This is a genomic window from Pantoea sp. JK (assembly GCF_026130245.1).
Lineage (GTDB): Bacteria > Pseudomonadota > Gammaproteobacteria > Enterobacterales > Enterobacteriaceae > Pantoea > Pantoea trifolii.
Genome location: NZ_JAINFN010000007.1, coordinates 243,271 through 260,886, shown reverse-complemented (window position 1 = coordinate 260,886; position 17,616 = coordinate 243,271). Strand labels below are relative to the sequence as shown.

Annotated in this window: 15 protein-coding genes; 7 read left to right on the top strand and 8 right to left on the bottom strand. The window is 56.7% G+C overall.

Translation table 11 applies throughout. The features are described from left to right. Positions 1-15: 15 nt before the first annotated feature. The 3 genes from glnD (at position 16) to PanJK_RS16735 (ending at position 4,362) form a co-directional block, all read left to right on the top strand. Positions 16-2,670: a bifunctional uridylyltransferase/uridylyl-removing protein GlnD gene (gene glnD / locus PanJK_RS16745; RefSeq protein ID WP_008108488.1), complete on the top strand. Its 2,655-nt coding sequence runs from the start codon at positions 16-18 to the stop codon at positions 2,668-2,670. Between the two features lie 184 nt (positions 2,671-2,854). Then, the gene (dapD, locus tag PanJK_RS16740) at positions 2,855-3,679 is read left to right on the top strand and encodes a 2,3,4,5-tetrahydropyridine-2,6-dicarboxylate N-succinyltransferase (protein WP_256695661.1); all 825 of its coding nucleotides are present in this window, start codon (positions 2,855-2,857) and stop codon (positions 3,677-3,679) included. A gap of 293 nt (positions 3,680-3,972) precedes the next feature. Then, entirely contained in the window at positions 3,973-4,362 is a 390-nt protein-coding gene (locus PanJK_RS16735) for a DUF3461 family protein (RefSeq protein ID WP_008108490.1), read from the top strand. Between the two features lie 47 nt (positions 4,363-4,409). Here PanJK_RS16735 and PanJK_RS16730 read toward each other — a convergent pair whose 3' ends face one another. The 4 genes from PanJK_RS16730 to dgt form a co-directional block, all read right to left on the bottom strand. Beyond that, the gene (locus tag PanJK_RS16730) at positions 4,410-5,633 is read right to left on the bottom strand and encodes an alginate lyase family protein (RefSeq protein WP_265301278.1); all 1,224 of its coding nucleotides are present in this window, start codon (positions 5,631-5,633) and stop codon (positions 4,410-4,412) included. Further along, positions 5,633-6,790 (bottom strand): CdaR family transcriptional regulator, encoded by a 1,158-nt coding sequence (locus PanJK_RS16725; RefSeq protein WP_061718082.1) that lies wholly within the window; start codon positions 6,788-6,790, stop codon positions 5,633-5,635. The genes PanJK_RS16730 and PanJK_RS16725 overlap by 1 nt, the downstream gene beginning before the upstream one ends. Positions 6,791-6,974: 184 nt before the next feature. Next, positions 6,975-8,423: a serine endoprotease DegP gene (degP, locus tag PanJK_RS16720; RefSeq protein ID WP_008108493.1), complete on the bottom strand. Its 1,449-nt coding sequence runs from the start codon at positions 8,421-8,423 to the stop codon at positions 6,975-6,977. Between the two features lie 136 nt (positions 8,424-8,559). Beyond that, complete coding sequence (gene dgt, locus PanJK_RS16715) at positions 8,560-10,053, bottom strand: dGTPase (protein WP_265301275.1); 1,494 nt, start codon at positions 10,051-10,053, stop codon at positions 8,560-8,562. Between the two features lie 97 nt (positions 10,054-10,150). Here dgt and mtnN point away from each other — a divergent pair, with 97 nt between their 5' ends. The 3 genes from mtnN to PanJK_RS16700 all read left to right on the top strand — a co-directional run bounded on the left by mtnN (position 10,151) and on the right by PanJK_RS16700 (position 12,011). Then, a complete protein-coding gene (mtnN, locus tag PanJK_RS16710) occupies positions 10,151-10,849 on the top strand; it encodes a 5'-methylthioadenosine/S-adenosylhomocysteine nucleosidase (protein ID WP_265301273.1) in 699 nt (232 codons plus the stop codon). Next, positions 10,842-11,651, top strand: coding sequence for a vitamin B12 ABC transporter substrate-binding protein BtuF (btuF, locus tag PanJK_RS16705; protein WP_256695653.1), 810 nt, complete (start codon positions 10,842-10,844; stop codon positions 11,649-11,651). Before mtnN ends, btuF begins: the two co-directional genes overlap by 8 nt. A gap of 108 nt (positions 11,652-11,759) precedes the next feature. Continuing rightward, positions 11,760-12,011 (top strand): hypothetical protein, encoded by a 252-nt coding sequence (locus PanJK_RS16700; RefSeq protein ID WP_008108497.1) that lies wholly within the window; start codon positions 11,760-11,762, stop codon positions 12,009-12,011. A 34-nt stretch (positions 12,012-12,045) separates the two neighbouring features. Here the strand turns inward: PanJK_RS16700 and erpA are convergent, their stop codons facing one another. Further along, on the bottom strand, positions 12,046-12,393 hold the full coding sequence (gene erpA, locus PanJK_RS16695) for an iron-sulfur cluster insertion protein ErpA (RefSeq protein ID WP_256695652.1): 348 nt from the start codon (positions 12,391-12,393) through the stop codon (positions 12,046-12,048). A gap of 200 nt (positions 12,394-12,593) precedes the next feature. On the opposite strand from erpA, the gene hemL reads away from it, so the two are divergent. Beyond that, complete coding sequence (gene hemL, locus PanJK_RS16690; protein WP_265301269.1) at positions 12,594-13,874, top strand: glutamate-1-semialdehyde 2,1-aminomutase; 1,281 nt, start codon at positions 12,594-12,596, stop codon at positions 13,872-13,874. Positions 13,875-13,905: 31 nt separating this feature from the next. Here the strand turns inward: hemL and fhuB are convergent, their stop codons facing one another. From fhuB to fhuC, 3 genes are read right to left on the bottom strand one after another with little or no spacing between them, the layout of a single operon-like run. Next, positions 13,906-15,882, bottom strand: coding sequence for a Fe(3+)-hydroxamate ABC transporter permease FhuB (gene fhuB / locus PanJK_RS16685; RefSeq protein ID WP_265301267.1), 1,977 nt, complete (start codon positions 15,880-15,882; stop codon positions 13,906-13,908). Then, positions 15,882-16,760: a Fe(3+)-hydroxamate ABC transporter substrate-binding protein FhuD gene (fhuD, locus tag PanJK_RS16680; protein ID WP_265301265.1), complete on the bottom strand. Its 879-nt coding sequence runs from the start codon at positions 16,758-16,760 to the stop codon at positions 15,882-15,884. Before fhuD ends, fhuB begins: the two co-directional genes overlap by 1 nt. A gap of 9 nt (positions 16,761-16,769) precedes the next feature. Next, positions 16,770-17,564: a Fe3+-hydroxamate ABC transporter ATP-binding protein FhuC gene (fhuC, locus tag PanJK_RS16675; protein ID WP_007888799.1), complete on the bottom strand. Its 795-nt coding sequence runs from the start codon at positions 17,562-17,564 to the stop codon at positions 16,770-16,772. Between the last annotated feature and the right edge of the window lie 52 nt (positions 17,565-17,616).

The window sequence follows — 17,616 nt, the reverse complement described above, 5'->3', positions numbered from 1 at the left end:
TGAAGAGGCATGTTGATGAGTGGTAGCGTGACCGAAGCAGTACACAAAGGCCTGACCGATTCCCCCGCCAGCTGGCCCGATGACGCCCTGACGCGCGACAAGCTCAAACAGTATCTCGAGCAATTCCAGCAGCATCTGGGTATCGCATTTGATGCGGGCACCGATATCGAATCCCTGATTGATGCGCGCACGCTGTTTATCGACCGCTTATTGCGTCGCCTGTGGCGCTTCTTTGGTTTCGACCAGATGAAGGAGATCGCGCTGGTTGCCGTTGGCGGCTATGGTCGCGGCGAACTGCATCCGCTCTCCGATATTGATGTGCTGATCCTCAGCCGCCAGCCGCTGGATGACGCGGCCGCGCAGCGCACCAGCGAGCTGCTAACGCTGATGTGGGATTTGAAGCTGGAAGTCGGTCATAGCGTACGTACGCTGGAAGAGTGCCTGCTGGAAGGCTTATCCGATCTTACGGTCGCCACCAACCTGATCGAATCGCGCATGCTCACCGGCGATGTAGCGCTGTTTCTCGAACTGCAAAAGAACATCTTTAGTGATGGCTTCTGGCCGTCGTCACGCTTCTTCGCCGCCAAAATTGAAGAGCAGCAGGAGCGCCACCAGCGTTATCACGGCACCAGTTATAACCTCGAACCGGATATCAAAAGCAGCCCCGGCGGCCTGCGCGACATTCACACGCTGCAATGGGTGGCGCGACGTCACTTTGGCGCCACCACCATGGATGAAATGGTCGGATTCGGCTTTATTACCGAAGCGGAACGCAATGAAATCAATGAGTGTCAGGAATTTTTGTGGCGCATTCGTTTTGCGCTGCACTTAACGCTGACACGTTATGACAACCGCCTGCTGTTCGATCGCCAGCTGACCGTCGCTCAGCGCCTCAACTATCTGGGCGAAGTCAACGAGCCGGTTGAGCGCATGATGAAGGACTTCTACCGCGTCACGCGCCGCATCGGCGAACTCAATCAGATGCTGCTGCAGCTGTTCGATGAAGCGATTCTGGCGCTGTCGACCACCGAAAAGCCGCGCAACATTGATGACGACTTCCAGATTCGTGGTGACCTGATCGACCTGCGCGATCTCACGCTGTTTGAACGTGAGCCGCAAGCCATCCTGCGGATGTTCTACGTGATGGTGCGTAACGAAAACATCAAAGGCATTTACTCCACCACGCTGCGGCAGCTGCGCTATGCGCGTCGCCATCTTAAACAGCCGCTGTGCCAGATTCCTGAAGCGCGTGAAACCTTTATGGCGATTCTGCGCCATCCGGGTGCGGTAAAGCGCGCGCTGGTGCCGATGCATCGTCACAGCGTGTTGTGGGCGTATACGCCGCTGTGGGGCAACATCGTCGGCCAGATGCAGTTTGATCTGTTCCACGCTTACACGGTAGATGAGCACACCATTCGCGTGCTGCAAAAGCTGGAGAGTTTTGCCGACGAAGCCACGCGCCCGATGCATCCGCTGTGCGTTGAACTCTGGCCGCGCCTGCCGCAACCGGAACTGTTGCTGATGGCCGCGCTGCTGCACGATATCGCCAAAGGCCGCAACGGCGATCACTCGATTCTCGGCGCGCAGGATGCGCTCGACTTCGCCGAATTACATGGCCTCAACTCCCGCGAAACCCAGCTGGTTGCCTGGCTGGTTCGCCATCATTTATTGATGTCAGTGACCGCGCAGCGCCGCGACATTCAGGATCCGACTGTCATTCAGCAGTTCGCCGAAGTGATGCAGAACGAAAACCGTCTGCGCTATCTGGCGTGCCTGACGGTTTCCGATATCTGCGCCACCAATGAAAGCTTGTGGAATAGCTGGAAGCAGAGCCTGTTGCGCGAGCTGTTCTTCGCCACCGAAAAACAGCTGCGCCGCGGCATGGAAAACAGCCCGGATCTGCGCGAACGCGTACGTCATCATCGCTTGCAAGCACTGGCGCTGCTGCGCATGGAAAACCTCGACGAAGAGCGTTTGCACCATATCTGGAGCCGTTGCCGCGCCGACTATTTCCTGCGCCACACGCCGAATCAGCTCGCCTGGCATGCGCGCCATTTGATTCACCACGATCTCAACAAACCGCTGGTGCTGGTCAGCCCGCAGGCCACACGCGGCGGTACCGAGATCTTTATCTGGAGCCCGGATCGTCCGCACCTGTTTGCCGCGGTGGCCGGCGAGTTGGATCGCCGCAATCTCAGCGTGCATGATGCGCAGATCTTTACCAGCCGCGATGGCATGGCAATGGACACCTTTATTGTGCTGGAGCCAGATGGCAGCCCGCTGGCCGCCGATCGCCATCCGCTGATCATTCAGGCGCTGGAACAAGCCATCACGCAAAACGAATGGGTGCCGCCGCGCACGCGCCGTCAGTCCGCGCGCCTCAAGCATTTCAGTGTCGATACCGAAGTCAATTTCCTGCCGACCCACACCGACCGCCGCAGCTATCTGGAATTGGTCGCGCTCGATCAGCCCGGCTTGCTGGCGCGCGTGGGTGAAGTGTTTGCCGATTTGGGCGTGTCGCTGCATGGCGCACGCATCAGTACGATTGGTGAACGGGTGGAAGATCTTTTCATCCTCGCCGATAGTGAGCGGCGTGCGCTTGGGGTGGAAATGCGCAATGTGTTGCAACAGAGGTTGACAGAGGCCCTTAATCCAAACGATAAACTGTGATCTACCCGTCATCATTCAAACCGCAGGGGCGTTGGCTTTCCTCGCTCGACCTGGTCACATACTGATGTATGCTCCCAGGCTCTCGCTGCGTCGCCGCCTTCCTGCAGCTTGAATGATTTAGGGTAGACATATTAATCATGTCCGAATTTACGGACATCCGTTATGACAGAATCAGGAAATAAATATGCAACAGTTACAGAGCGTTATCGAATCTGCCTTTGAGCGCCGCGCCGACATCACGCCATCTGGCGTAGACAGCGCGACCCGCGATGCTATCACCCAGGTTATCGGCCTGCTGGATAGCGGTGAACTGCGCGTGTCTGAAAAGATCAACGGTGAGTGGGTAACGCATCAGTGGCTGAAGAAAGCGGTGCTGTTGTCATTCCGCATCAACGACAACCAGGTCATGGAAGGTTCTGAAACCCGCTTCTACGACAAAGTGCCAATGAAGTTTGCGGGCTGGGATGAAGCACGTTTCAAAAACGCCGGTTTCCGCGTAGTGCCACCGGCTGCTGTGCGTCAGGGCGCATTCATCGCACGTAACACCGTGCTGATGCCTTCTTACGTCAACATCGGCGCTTACGTTGATGAAGGCACCATGGTTGATACCTGGGCGACCGTAGGTTCTTGCGCGCAGATCGGCAAAAACGTACACCTGTCAGGCGGCGTGGGCATCGGTGGCGTGCTGGAGCCGCTGCAGGCCAATCCAACCATCATCGAAGATAACTGCTTCATCGGCGCGCGCTCAGAAATCGTTGAAGGCGTGATTGTTGAAGAAGGTTCAGTGATCTCAATGGGCGTTTACATCGGCCAGAGCACCAAAATCTTTGACCGCGAGACCGGCGAAGTGCATTACGGCCGCGTACCGGCGGGTTCGGTAGTGGTTTCAGGCAACCTGCCATCAAAAGACGGTAGCTACAGCCTGTATTGCGCGGTGATCGTGAAGAAAGTTGACGCTAAAACCCTTAGCAAAACAGGCATTAACGAATTGCTGCGCAGCATCGACTAAGCTTTTCCTGCCTGTAAATCTTCCCGACGGGCCTGGCTACAGGCCCGTAATTATTTGTTTACACTCCCGCCTGAATTACCTGTTTCGCGCCGCGAATTAACACGTGCGTTTATTTTTCAAACAGTTCATAATCCGCGCCAAGTTAACTCCGGTCGCGCACTTTTCATCCCGGTTTTTGTGTCTACAGTTGATTAAGTATGCCGTAAGCGTTCCGGTTGCCGCGTTTCTGCTGCATCCCGAATGATGATGATAGTCCTGCGCGCTCACCCACTCTTAGATGGAATATAAACGCTATGTACGACAACCTGAAAAGCTTAGGTATCAGCTCTCCTGAAGACATCGACCGTTACAGCCTGCGTCAGGAAGCTAACAACGATATTCTTAAAATCTACTTCCGCAAAGACAAAGGTGAATTCTTCGCGAAAAGCGTGAAATTCAAATACCCACGCCAGCGCAAAACCGTCGTCGCCGATCACACCAGCCAGGGTTACAAAGAAGTGCAGGAAATCAGCCCGAACCTGCGTTACGTGATCGATGAGCTGGACCAGATTTGCCAGCGCGACCAGGTTGAAGTGGATCTGAAGCGTAAAATTCTGGCGGATCTGCGCCATCTGGAAAGCGTGGTCTCTAACAAGATCGCCGAGATCGAATCAGACCTCGATCAGCTGACCCGCAATAAATAATGGTTCGCTTTTGAAAACAGGCCAGCGAATGCTGGCCTTTTTTATGTCTACTGATAAGGCAACGAAAGCAGCCAGGTATCACGCTGTGCCTGCATCACCGCCCCGCTGTTTTGATCTTTCCATTGCGTCTGCCTGATCCACTGCTGATAACGCGGCTGCTGCAAACTGTTGTCGGCCATTGAAAGCAAGGGAATGATGCGTTGGCTCACCCGATCGCGGTTTTTCCACGGCCAGACTTTACTGGCATCGCTGTACGGCGCCATCATGTCCAGCGCATCCAGCAACGAACCGCTTTGCTGTTGCCTGCTATGCCACAAATCACCCAATCCTGCTTTACCGGCCAACTGCGCCAATGCCGTCAGCGCCTGCAGATTGAAGTTGCTGTAATGGAAGGATCGCGTGCGCGCTAACTCTGCGGGCTGGCTGCCATCGGCACGGATTTGCAGCGCAATTTTACTGCGCGCCAATTCCACCATCGCTTTAACCGTCTCAGGATCGCCCAGATACCACGCAATTCCCGCCACCTGCGTGCAGTACCAACTGCCATGATTATTCGCCGCCGCCGCTTCTTGCAGCGCTAACGGATTGTGCCGTAGCCAGTGCAGATACTCGCTAAACCATAACTGCATCGCCTGCTGATCGGCTGGCTGCCAACCGGGCGCATTACGCAGCAAAGTTAGCGCATCCACCACGCGCGTGGCAAAGTAGCGTCCATCCAGCACGCCATCATGGCGACCTGCAGATCGGCCCGGAATACCCTGCGCAAAGTTTAGATTCGGATGCATGCGGCTGGTAGGATCGATAAACCAGTGGCGCATCATCGCCAGCGCTTTATCGGCATAACGTTGATCGCCAGAGACATACCAGGCCAACGTCAGTGCCTGAAAATCAGCGGTAAAGCGCGCCAGCCGCACGCCATCACTTTGATCATTCTTACTGGCGGGATTCACTTCGCCGTCGCGACGCTGCCACGGCAAGCCGTCGGCGCTGCTGGCATCCGGCCACCAATAGGCGCTCAGGCTTAAATAATCCTGCTTCGAGCCGCTCGGTGGCAGCATTCCTTTGTCAGTGACACTGGGATTGGGGTGCTTCAGCGCGTTATCCGCCTGCTGCTTTAACTGATGCCAGGCATCGAGCGTGGGCGGCGCCGCCTGATGTTGTGCCAACTGCTGCTTAACCCGTTGAAGATCGTTTAAAGAGAGGAAAGCCGGATCGCTAGCCACACTTAGCGCGCTATACAGCCACAACAGCGTAATCCACAGGTTCCTCATTAGCTTTGCTCATCCAGTTGGAGCGCCACATACAGCAGCAAACGATCGTCAAAGTTGCCCAAATCGAGCCCGGTAAGCTCGGAAATACGATTGAGGCGATACTCCAGCGTGTTGCGGTGAATAAACAGCGCGCGCGCCGTAGCGCTCGGTTGTACGTTATGACTGAACCACGCCACCAACGTGCGTCGCAGCAAGCCATTGTTATCCATACTTTTCAGCTTCGCCAGCGGGCGCGCCAGTTCGTTGGCCTGCCAGCCGCCGCGTAAACTGTCGAGCAGCACCGGCAGCACCAGATCCTGATAAAAATAGCTGCGCTGTTCCGGCATGCGCTGTTTGCCCACCATCATGGTGGTGCGCGCGGTACGGTACGAACGTGCGATGCTGCCGGGACCGGTAAAGTAGTTGCCGAGCGCGATACGCATCCGCACCTGTCCGCTCTCTTTCATGCGTTGCAGCAGTTGATCCACGCGGCGGCGATGATCGTCCTGATCGTAGCGGCCATGCGCATTCAGTGCCGGTTTCAGCACCACCATTTCGGTGAGTGAAACAATCGCAATCAGGTTGTCACGCTCCGGCGTGGTCAGCAGTGTTTGCAACTGCTGCAGCTCGGACATGGCACTATCGACGCCAAGCTGGCCGCTGTCCACTTCCACCACCGCTACCACGCGCGGTTGATTGAGATCGATGCCGAGCCGCTGCGCCCATTCGCTCAGCGCTGGCGATAAAGTTTCGCTGCGCACCAGATTCAGTACCAGCTCTTCACGCAAGCGGCTGTCCTGCGCCAGCATATGCAGCAAACGCGCCTGCTCCAGCATCATTTCAGCGGTCATACACACCAACTCACCGTAATGACGCAGCGTTGCAGGTTGGCCGGTCAAACCGATCACGCCGACGATGTCGCCATCAATACGCAGCGGCAAATTGATGCCGGGACGCACGCCGTGCAGATGTTTTGCCACCGCTTCGTCGATGTCCACCACGCGGCCTTGTGACAGCACCAGCAGCGCGCCTTCGTGCAATTCGCCAATACGTTCACGATCGCCACTGCCGATGATGCGACCGCGCGCATCCATCACGTTGACATTGCTATCAATAATTTGCATGGTGCGGGCAACAATATCCTGAGCCAGTCGCGCATCGAGATGATAGGTGGCCATCAAACACTCCGGAGATAAGGACGAACAGACAGAATACGCATACGTTACGGCGCTGACATTGTGCAGTTGCACATAGCCGTGGGGATTATGCGGGATTTGCGGTAAGCGTCACATTCAGTACCGGACATTTGCACAGACACAAAAAAGGCGAGCCGAAGCTCGCCTGTTATCAATAATCGGAAACTTACTGCATCAGCAAGTACAGGCTGCTGTCACCGCGCTGTACGTTCAGTGCCAGCACCGAAGGTTTGGTATCAAGCACTTTACGCAGCTCGCCAAGGTTAGCCACGGCTTGCTGGTTCACGCCGAGAATCACGTCACCTTTCTTCAGACCGATACGCGCCGCTGCGCTGCCCGGCTTCACGCTATCGACACGCACGCCTTTCTGGCCATTTGTATCGATATTGCTGAGATCGGCACCTTCAATGCCGGTGTAAATAGTGGCGGACTGCACTTTATCCTGCGAGCTCTGTTGCAGTTCAACCGTGACATTCACCGGTTTACCTTCGCGCAGCAGACCCAGCTGCAGCTTGGTGCCGACCGGCAGCGAGCCGACTTCGGCACGCAGCGCCGCGAAGCTGGTCAGCGCTTTACCGTTCATTGAAACCACCACGTCGCCGGCTTTCACACCGGCTTTCGCCGCGGCGGAGTTCGGCAGCACCTGGCTAACAAAGGCGCCGCGCTGCGCATCGACTTTCATCGCTTTCGCCAGCTCAGAGTTAAGCTCGGTGCCCATAATACCCAGCTCGCCGCGTTTCACCTGGCCGTATTCAACCATCTGCGCGGTCAGGTTTTTCACCATTGAACTTGGGATCGCAAAGCCGATACCGATGTTACCGCCGTCCGGTGCCAGAATCGCGGTGTTAATCCCGATCAGCTCACCGTTAAGGTTAACCAACGCGCCGCCGGAGTTACCCCGGTTGATCGCCGCATCTGTCTGGATGAAGTTTTCATAGTTTTCAACGTTTAGACCGCTACGGCCCAGCGCTGAAACAATCCCCGAGGTCACGGTTTCGCCGAGGCCGTACGGGTTACCGATCGCCACGGTGTAATCACCGACGCGCAGGTTGTCAGAATCGGCAATTTTGATTGCAGTGAGGTTTTTCGCATCCTGCAGCTGAATCAGCGCGATATCTGACTGCGGATCTTTACCGATGACTTTGGCGTCGTAACGACGGCCATCGCTGAGCTGAACCTGAATTTTGGTCGCGTTATCCACCACGTGGTTGTTGGTCACCACATAGCCTTTATCCGCGTTAATCACCACGCCAGAACCGAGCGCACGGAACTGCTGTTTCTGCGCGTTAGCACCGCCATCTGCGCCGCCGCCGTCACCGCCCGCGCCGTTTTGGCACATTGGCGAACTCTGGAACGGTGAACCGTCCTGACAGAACGGAGAATTATCACCAAAGAACTGCTGGAACTGCTGTGGCATGCGCGGTGTTTTAACCGTCGTCGTGCCTTCCACGCTGATACTCACCACGGACGGCATGACTTTTTCCAGCATCGGCGCCAGGCTTGGCAACTGCTGGCTGGAAGAAGAAGCGGTCTCTGCGGCAAATACACTCACAGGGCTCAACGCCGTCGCGCCGAAACTCAGCGCCAACGCCAGCATAATTGTGTTTTTTTTCATTTATCTGTGTCTCTCTAAGAATTACGGCCAGACCATTGCTGTGGTCGTGATGATGAGATTAAGTTTTTAGCGCGAAGTTCCTAATAAAGTTTTAGGCAAAGGTAAAAAATTGTTCTTCGTCTTTACAATTCTGCGTTTATTCAACCGCCATTAAACGACGATATTCGTCCCAGGCATAATTGTCCGTCATCCCGCTAATGTAGTCCTGAATTAAACGCGCACGATAATAACGTTCCCACAACAAGCGCTGATATTTATGCTCAACAATTAATGAACGCATGTGTTGCTGATAGGCTTTGCGATGTTTACCGGAAAGCTTATGAAACAGCCGGGTTTCAATCGGATGCTTTGCCAGAAAATCCTCCTTCATCAAGGTGGTAAATTGCTCGTAATCCAGCAGCAGCAATGACTGATATATTTCGAGCAGACCTTTAATCACCCGATAACCCTGCAATTCCAGTTGTTCAACTTCCGGATGATTAAACACCTGCTGACGCGCCACCGTTTTAAACAGTTTCAGCAAGCGCCCTTCTTCGCCATCATCTTCCAGTAAGGCGTGATTAAAATCGCCTTCGAAAATAGCCGGCAAGTTGTCGATGAAACGCTTAACCGCATGGCTAACCAGCACGTTTTGCACGTTAACCCGCAGCGACATAAAGAATTGATCGCTGATACTGCGGCGTTTTTTCTGATTAGCCTCTTTCCAGGCATCGCCGATGGTGCGGCTGAAAACATCGCCGGTTTTTACCGTACCCCAGGCTTCGAGTAAATGCTTATACAGCGTTTCAACATGGAAGATATCTTTTTCTACAGCATCATCCAAATCGGCAATGCAATATGAGATATCGTCGGCGGCTTCCATTATCCAGGTGAGCGGAAAACGATGGTGCTCTTTTATATTCGTTGCCTCGCGTAACTCAGCCACATATTCACGCTCAGATAAATAGAAACCCGGTTTTTTCATTAATACGCTAAATTCAGCCGGTTTATCGCCTTGCCACCATGCGGGCGCGGTATATTTCAAAATACAGGCGACCTGCGCATAGCTGAGATTGAGTTGTAGCAGCGTATGCACCAGGCGAATAGCCTGAGCGTTGCCCTCGAAATGGCATAAATCTTGACGAATCATTGCATTTAACTGGTCAAAAGCAGAACGCTCTGATTCATCGGCAACACCCGCCACCAGCGGATCGACCAGCTCGGCAGGCAGATTATCATCGAACCAGTCATTGATCGCCGCCTCACCAAAGTGACCAAACGGCGGATTGCCAACATCGTGCAGCAAACAGGCCATCTCTATCAGGCTTTCGAAGGCACCTTCGAACTCATCCAGTCCATAATTCGCCAGCCCGCCGCCTTGCGTTTTCAGCGCTTGCAGGATCTCTTTAGTGATATATCGCCCGGTTTGCTGCACTTCCAGCGAGTGCGTCAAACGCGAACGCACCGCCGCGTTGCGCTCTAGCGGGAATACCTGGGTTTTCTGTTGCAGACGACGAATAGCGGCGGAGTTAATAATACGTCCGCGATCGCTTTCAAAGTGGCGGGTAATAAAGTATTCCCCTTCGGGATCTTTGCGGCTGGTATAAGGGCGGGTGAAACTGATCTTCTTCCTGAAATTAATCGCCGCCATAATTACCCCTTATTTTTTCGTGAATTCTTCCTCAATCAGCCATGTTAGACTATGCCTCACTTTTGCGGGTTACATCCATTAAATTAGCGAGATTCTTATGAAAGTAGGCATTATTGGCGCGATGGAGCAGGAAGTTACTCTGCTGCGTGACAAAATCGAAAACCGCCAGACACTGACGCTGGCCGGCTGCGAAATTTACACCGGCACGCTGAACGGTGTTGAAGTGGCGCTGCTGAAATCAGGCATCGGTAAAGTGGCTGCCGCGCTCGGCACCACCTTGTTGCTCGAGCTGTGCAAACCGGATGTGGTGATCAACACCGGTTCCGCTGGCGGATTAGCGTCAACGCTGAAAGTGGGCGATATCGTGGTGTCCGATGAAGTGCGCTATCACGACGCCGACGTCACCGCCTTCGGCTACGAGCCCGGCCAGATGGCCGGTTGCCCCGCAGCTTTCGTGGCAGATGACAAGCTGATTGTCGCCGCTGAGCGGGTTATCAAGCAGCTCGACCTCAACGCGGTACGCGGTTTGGTCGTGAGCGGCGATGCGTTTATCAACGGCGCGGCACCGCTGACGCGCATCCGCACCACCTTCCCGCAGGCGATCGCGGTGGAGATGGAAGCGACCGCGATTGGTCACGTTTGCCATCAATTCAAGGTGCCGTTTGTGGTGGTGCGCGCGATTTCTGACGTCGCCGATCAGGAATCACACATCAGCTTCGACGAGTTCCTCAGCGTTGCGGCAAAACAGTCTTCGCTGATGGTAGAAAACCTGCTGGTTCAGCTGGCGCGTGGCTAAAATCCTGCTGCTCGGGCTGTTGCTGCTGTGCAACAGCCTGTTCGCCGCCGCGCCGCGCGTTATTACGCTTTCGCCCCATCTGACCGAACTGGCCTTCGCCGCGGGCATTACGCCGCTGGCCGTCAGCGCCTTCTCTGATTATCCCGCGCAGGCCAACGCGCTGGAGCAGGTGGCGAACTGGCAAGGCATCAAAGTGGAACGCATTCTGCAGCTCAAACCGGATGTGGTGCTGGCGTGGCGTGGCGGTAATCCGCAGCGGCAAATCGAACAGCTGCAGCGTTTCGGGATAAAGGTTGAGTGGATCGATCCGCAAACCATTGATCAAATGATCGATGCGCTGGCGGCGTTACAGCGCTGGAGTCCGCAGCCGCAGCAAGCGGTTGATGCGGCGCAGGCATTACGCGCGCAGGAAGCGGCGCTGCGCAAGCAGTATCAGCAAAGTACGCCGATCGCGCTGTTTTTGCAGTTTGGTCAGCAACCGCTGTTTACTGCTGCGCGTAACACCATGCAAAACCAAATGATTGAGCTGTGCGGCGGCAGGAATATTTTTGCCGATAGCAGCGTCAGTTGGCCGCAGGTGAGCCGCGAACAGGTATTGATGCGGCATCCGCAGGCGATTGTGATTGGCGGTAACGCCGCACACGCCGCCAGCATTACCAAATTCTGGCAGCCGCAGCTGGATGTGCCGGTGATCGCCATTAATGACGACTGGCTGAGCCGTCCGGGGCCTCGCATGCTGCTGGCAGCGAAACAGCTGTGTGCAGATTTACATCCGTCGAAAAAAAGCACCATTAAAGATTAAAGATCCGGCAGAAATTGTCGTAAATCATAATACAAGGCGCAGCGGCCACGTATGCTCTGTGCCCATTTTTAGCGCTTAGCGCAATTTTGTCTTCACCAGGAACTATTCATGACCAGAGCACTGCTGCTGGCCATAGGGCTCGTGATCGCTGCACCACTGAGTGCGGCCACGTCGACCGGCTCTATCGCCGTCACCTTAACGTTATTCTCGCGTTGCGATATCTCACGCCAGAATGAACACACTCTGCCCACCGTGGATTGTGGACGCCACTTCAGCGCGCAGCCGCGCATTACCGAACGTGTGTTAAAACGCGATGCCACGCGCCGTGAATCCGCGCGTTTAGTGACAATAGAGTGGTAAGAATCTGGCTACCAGAACGGCAGCCAGAGCAGTATTAGATGCTGAAGGAAGAACCACAACCGCAGGTGGTTTTGGCATTCGGGTTGGTCACGATAAAACGTGAACCTTCCAGGCCTTCGGTGTAATCCACGGAACCGCCCACCAGATATTGCAGGCTCATCGGATCCACCACCAGCGCCACACCTTGTTTCTCGATGGTCATGTCGCCGTCATTCATTTGATCGTCAAAGGTGAAGCCATACTGGAAACCGCTGCAACCGCCGCCGGTAATATAGACGCGCAATTTCAGCGCGGGGTTCTCTTCATCAGAAATCAGGTTTTTCACTTTTTTTGCTGCTGCATCAGTGAATTGCAAAGGCAGCGCTGCTAAGTCGTCACTCATCTTTTACTCCGGGTAAACGTCGAGGTCAGAAAACGACCTTAATTTCGCTATTATCTGCCAGCCGTCCAGTGCAATCAAGTCTCAAGCTTGACACTGCGTGCCGCCGCCTGCGCAGGAAAGTATATACCCTAAACTTTAGCGCAAGCCGTTATTCCCGTAGAATGGCGCCAGATTTTTTCCCGAACAGCAGGAGCAGAACAATGAGTAAGTCAGAAAACCTGTATGCCGCAGCGCAACGCCTGATCCCCGGCGGTGTGAACTCCCCGGTACGTGCATTTACCGGTGTGGGCGGTGTGCCGCTGTTCATCGAACGCGCTGACGGTGCGTATCTGTATGACGCCGACGGCAAAGGCTATATCGATTATGTCGGTTCGTGGGGCCCGATGGTGCTGGGTCACAACAACGCCAACATCCGTAACGCGGTAATTGAAGCCGCCGCGCGCGGTCTGAGCTTCGGCGCGCCGACCGAGATGGAAGTGAAAATGGCCGAGCTGGTGTGCGAGCTGGTGCCAAGCATGGACATGGTGCGCATGGTTAACTCCGGCACCGAAGCCACCATGAGCGCCATTCGCCTGGCGCGCGGCTTCACCCATCGCGACAAAATCATCAAGTTCGAGGGCTGCTATCACGGCCATGCCGATTGCCTGCTGGTAAAAGCCGGTTCCGGCGCGCTGACGCTGGGACAGCCAAACTCGCCGGGCGTACCGGCCGATTTCGCTAAACACACGCTGACCTGCACCTACAACGATCTCAGCACCGTGCGTGCGGCTTTCGAGCAATATCCTGAGGATATCGCCTGCATCATCGTTGAGCCGGTGGCGGGCAACATGAACTGCATTCCACCGCAGCCAGACTTCCTGCCGGGCCTGCGTGCGCTGTGTGACGAATTCGGCGCGCTGCTGATCATCGACGAAGTAATGACCGGCTTCCGTGTCGCGCTGGGCGGTGCTCAGGCCTATTACGACGTGACGCCAGACCTGACCTGCCTCGGTAAAATCATCGGTGGCGGCATGCCGGTTGGTGCTTTTGGTGGTCGTCGCGAGGTGATGGATGCGCTGGCGCCAACCGGTCCGGTTTATCAGGCCGGTACCTTGTCCGGTAACCCGATTGCCATGGCGGCGGGCTTTGCATGTCTGTCGCAGATTGCGCAGCCGGGTACGCATAGCACGCTGACCGATTTGACCACGCAGTTAGCGCAAGGCTTGCTGGACGCGGCGAAGGCCGAAAACATTCCGCTGGTGATCAACCACGTTGGCGGCATGTTCGGGATTTTCTTCACCGACGCCGATGAAGTCACCGGCTATCAGGACGTGACTCAGTGTGATGTGGAACGCTTCAAGCGTTTCTTCCACCTGATGCTGGAAGAAGGCGTTTACCTCGCGCCATCCGCTTTCGAAGCCGGCTTTATGTCGCTGGCGCACAGTAAAGAAGATATTCAGCGCACCATCGATGCCGCACGACGCAGCTTCGCGAAACTGTAAAATAAGAAGGGCGCCACATGGCGCCCTTCTGCTATGCCCGCCGCAACAGCCAAATAAAATACGGCGCACCAAAGAAGGTCGCCATCAACCCGGCTGGAATTTGATCCGGGAACGCCAGCATCCTGCCGCACCAGTCGGCGAAAATCATCAAACCGCCGCCCAACAAACCGGCCATCAACACCTGCGGTAACGCACGGCGGAACCCAAGCATGCGCACGATATGCGGCGCCATCAGCCCAATAAAGCTCAGCGGCCCAATAGTTAACGTGGCCGTGGCGGTCAATGCCGCAGCCAGCAACAGCAAGCTAAGGCGCGAGGTGGTCAACGCCATACCCGCTGAACGCGCAGTGGCGCTGCCGAGTGGCAACAACGTTAGCCAGCGACTCGCCAGCGGTGCCAGCGCAATCAGCACCAAACCCACCACCGCGCTTTGCACCGCTTGCTGCATATTGATGTTGTAGGTTGAACCGGAAATCCAGCTCAGCAAGCCGCCCATGCGCGGATCGCCGCTGGCCAGCAGCACCATCAAAATAGTGACGAACGCGCTGTTGAGCGCCATGCCCGCCAGCAACATGCGTTCTGGCGAGAAGCCGCCGCGACTCGCCACCAGCATAATAATCATCAGCGTCAATGCCGCACCCAGCGCACCGGCAGGCAACAGCCAGGCTACCGCATCCCCCGGCACAAAGAACATCATCACCACCACGCCACACGCCGCACCCGAGCTGATGCCCAGCACTTCAGGGCTCGCCATCGGATTGCCGGTGAGACGCTGGATCAGCGCACCTGCCACGCCGAGCATCATGCCGACAATCAGCGCGGCCAATACGCGCGGTGCGCGCCACGGCAGCAGTTGATGCAGCATATCGCCGCCCACCCACGTAAAGCCCTGCGCATCACGACCAAAGGTAATGCCAACCCAGCTGAATATGCCCAGAACCAGTAATCCAATCAGACACCAGCGCAAGACGTTCTGCCGCTCAGCCGGCACGCTATCGCCCTGATTGAGCGCCGGTGGCACCGATCCGGTACGCAAGCGCGGCAACAGCCACAGCAGAATCGGCACGCCGATCAGCGCGGTCGCCGTGCCGGTCGAGACTTCGCGCCAGTGGCTGGTGAGCCACAGCACGCACTGATCGGCCAGCCACAGCAGCAGCGCACCAATCAACGGGGCCAGCATCATGCGGCTAATCAGGCGACGTCCACCGAGCATCTTCGCCAGCAGCGGCGCAAACAGGCCGATAAAGCCGATGATGCCCGCAACATTGACCAACTGCGCGCTAAGCAAAATCGCCAGCGCCAGCGCGGCAATACGCGCCGCCGACAGCGCCAGACCGAGATTTTTCGCTACGCCATCATCGAGCCCCATCAACGTCAGCGGGCGCAGCAGCGCCAGCGCCACCACAAACGCCAGCAGCAGACGCGGCCACAGCTGGGCCACGTTGTGTCCATCCAGCTGATTGAGTGCGCCGGTGCTCCACAGGAACATGTTTTGCAGCTGATCGTGATTGAAGATAGCGAAGATTTGATTCACCGAACCGGCGTACAAACTCAATACCAGCCCAGCCAGAATCAGCGTCACTGGCGACAAACGTTTGCCCCAGGCCACGCCGAATACCAGAATGCCGACCAGCACCGCGCCGCCCATCGCCGCAAACTGCTGCGTGAGCTCGCCGCCCGGCAAATGCCATAACGTCGCGACGGTAATCCCCAGCTGAGCGCCGGACGACACGCCCAGCGTGGTGGGTTCCGCCAGCGGATTACGCAGCACCTGTTGAAACAGCAAACCGGCGAGGGCAAGGCCCGCGCCAACCAGCAGCGACAGCGCCAGACGCGACAGCAAGCTGTGATGAAACACCACTTGCTGGATGTTGTTGATGTCAGGCGCGAAAAACGCCTGAGACCACTGATCGCCTGGCAGCGCCTGACGCAAATTGATAAAAGTTAAGGCCAGCGCCAGCAGAAAGACTGCACTCAGCAGCGCGACGGGAAAAAGACGATTGCGCATCAGTGCGACTCCAGCGCGTGTTCCAGCACGCGGACAAATTTCAGCGCCGAATAGGTCGCGCCGTAATACCACACCGCCGGCACGCGCTGGAAACGCTGCGCGCGCACAAACGGCAGCGCCTGCCACAGCGCGGTAGCCATCACTTGCTGCATATCGCGATCGTTATCGTGATCGAAGCAGATCACCTGCACATCACCTACTTCCGCCAGCCGCTCCAGCCCAACAACCGCGCTGCCCCAGAAGTTGGTTTCACCCTGCCAGGCATTGCTCAAGCCAAGGATCTCCATCACCTCGAGAAACAGGCTGTTTTTACCGAAGGTAATCGCATGGCGGCTATCCATCAGTGACATCAGCAGCACCGGACGATCGGCCCACGGCTTGAGGCGTTCACGCGCCGCCGCCAGCTGCTCATCCACATACTGCAGATGCTGCACGGCCTGCGCTTCACGGCCAAGACGCGCGCCGAGCGCCTGCAGCGAGTGACGCGCGGTGCTGAGCGGTTTGCCGTCGCCGCTATTAAGGTCAAAACCCATGGTCGGCGCGATGCGCTGCAGCTTATCCAGCGCCGGGCCGTAACCATTGGAGTGCAGAATGAGCGAAGGTTCGAGCTGCGTCATCAGCTCCAGATTGGGTTCGGTGCGCAGACCGAGATCGATAACGCCGGACGGCAGCTGCGGATCGCCGACCCAAATGTTGTAGTTGTGCATGTCGGCCACGCCGAGTGGCGTCACGCCGAGCGCCATCAGCAGCTCCACTGGCAGCCACTCCAGCGCCAGAATGCGCTGCGCATCCGGCACGGCGGCACGCAGCGGCAACGCGGACATCAAGGGGGAAAGCGCCAGCGCCGTCAGCAGGCGGCGGCGAGAAATGTCGAACATGGCGAGGCCTTAATAAACGAAACTGACGGGCGCGCCGCCCAGCGGATGCGGCAAAATGCCCATCGGAATACCGTAAATGTTGCCCAGCACATCGGCCTGCATGATCACCTCAGGGCCGCCTTCGGCAATCACTTCGCCACCGCGCAGCGCCACCAAACGATCGCAATAGCGCGCCGCCATGTTGAGATCGTGCAGCACCGCAATCACCGTCAGCCCACGTTCGCGGCTGAGACGCTGAATCAGCGCCAGCACATCAACCTGATGGGCGATATCCAGCGCCGACGTCGGTTCGTCCAGCAGCAGACAGCGACTGTTCTGCGCCACCAGCATCGCCAGCCAGGCACGCTGGCGCTCGCCGCCAGAAAGGCTATCCACCAGACGCCCGGCAAAAGGCTTTAATCCCACCAGCGTAATCGCCTCTTCTACCCGATCGCGATCTTCCTGACCATAGCGGCCCAGCGCGCCGTGCCACGGATAGCGGCCAATCGCCACCAGCTCGCGCACCGTCATGCCTTCCGCCGCGGGCAGTTGCTGCGGCAAATACGCCACCTGACGCGCAAAATCTTTGCTGCCCCAGTTATCTACCGCGTCCTCATTCAGCAACACGCGCCCTTCACTCGCCGCATGGTGACGACCGAGCATTTTCAGCAGCGTGGATTTGCCGGAACCATTATGACCAATCAGCGCGGTGACTTTGCCCGGTGCAAAAGTAAGAGACAGCGGATGCAGCAGCGTGCGGCCTGGCACACGAAAACTGACGTTATCCAGCCTGAAGGTGGTTTCTGCGTGGTGCGGATGCTGCATGATAATCCCTGGTTAATCGGTAGGGTCGCCATTAATGGCGACCTACGTAACG

Excerpts from the sequence above, each read along its gene's own strand:
- hemL (WP_265301269.1), top strand. The coding sequence starts at position 12,594 with ATGAGTAAGTCAGAAAACCTGTATGCCGCAGCGCAACGCCTGATCCCC.
- glnD (WP_008108488.1), top strand. The coding sequence starts at position 16 with ATGAGTGGTAGCGTGACCGAAGCAGTACACAAAGGCCTGACCGATTCC.
- PanJK_RS16730 (WP_265301278.1), bottom strand. The coding sequence starts at position 5,633 with ATGAGGAACCTGTGGATTACGCTGTTGTGGCTGTATAGCGCGCTAAGT.
- PanJK_RS16700 (WP_008108497.1), top strand. The coding sequence starts at position 11,760 with ATGACCAGAGCACTGCTGCTGGCCATAGGGCTCGTGATCGCTGCACCA.
- dgt (WP_265301275.1), bottom strand. The coding sequence starts at position 10,053 with ATGGCGGCGATTAATTTCAGGAAGAAGATCAGTTTCACCCGCCCTTAT.
- dapD (WP_256695661.1), top strand. The coding sequence starts at position 2,855 with ATGCAACAGTTACAGAGCGTTATCGAATCTGCCTTTGAGCGCCGCGCC.
- fhuB (WP_265301267.1), bottom strand. The coding sequence starts at position 15,882 with ATGCGCAATCGTCTTTTTCCCGTCGCGCTGCTGAGTGCAGTCTTTCTG.
- erpA (WP_256695652.1), bottom strand. The coding sequence starts at position 12,393 with ATGAGTGACGACTTAGCAGCGCTGCCTTTGCAATTCACTGATGCAGCA.
- fhuD (WP_265301265.1), bottom strand. The coding sequence starts at position 16,760 with ATGTTCGACATTTCTCGCCGCCGCCTGCTGACGGCGCTGGCGCTTTCC.
- PanJK_RS16735 (WP_008108490.1), top strand. The coding sequence starts at position 3,973 with ATGTACGACAACCTGAAAAGCTTAGGTATCAGCTCTCCTGAAGACATC.
- fhuC (WP_007888799.1), bottom strand. The coding sequence starts at position 17,564 with ATGCAGCATCCGCACCACGCAGAAACCACCTTCAGGCTGGATAACGTC.
- mtnN (WP_265301273.1), top strand. The coding sequence starts at position 10,151 with ATGAAAGTAGGCATTATTGGCGCGATGGAGCAGGAAGTTACTCTGCTG.
- PanJK_RS16725 (WP_061718082.1), bottom strand. The coding sequence starts at position 6,790 with ATGGCCACCTATCATCTCGATGCGCGACTGGCTCAGGATATTGTTGCC.
- degP (WP_008108493.1), bottom strand. The coding sequence starts at position 8,423 with ATGAAAAAAAACACAATTATGCTGGCGTTGGCGCTGAGTTTCGGCGCG.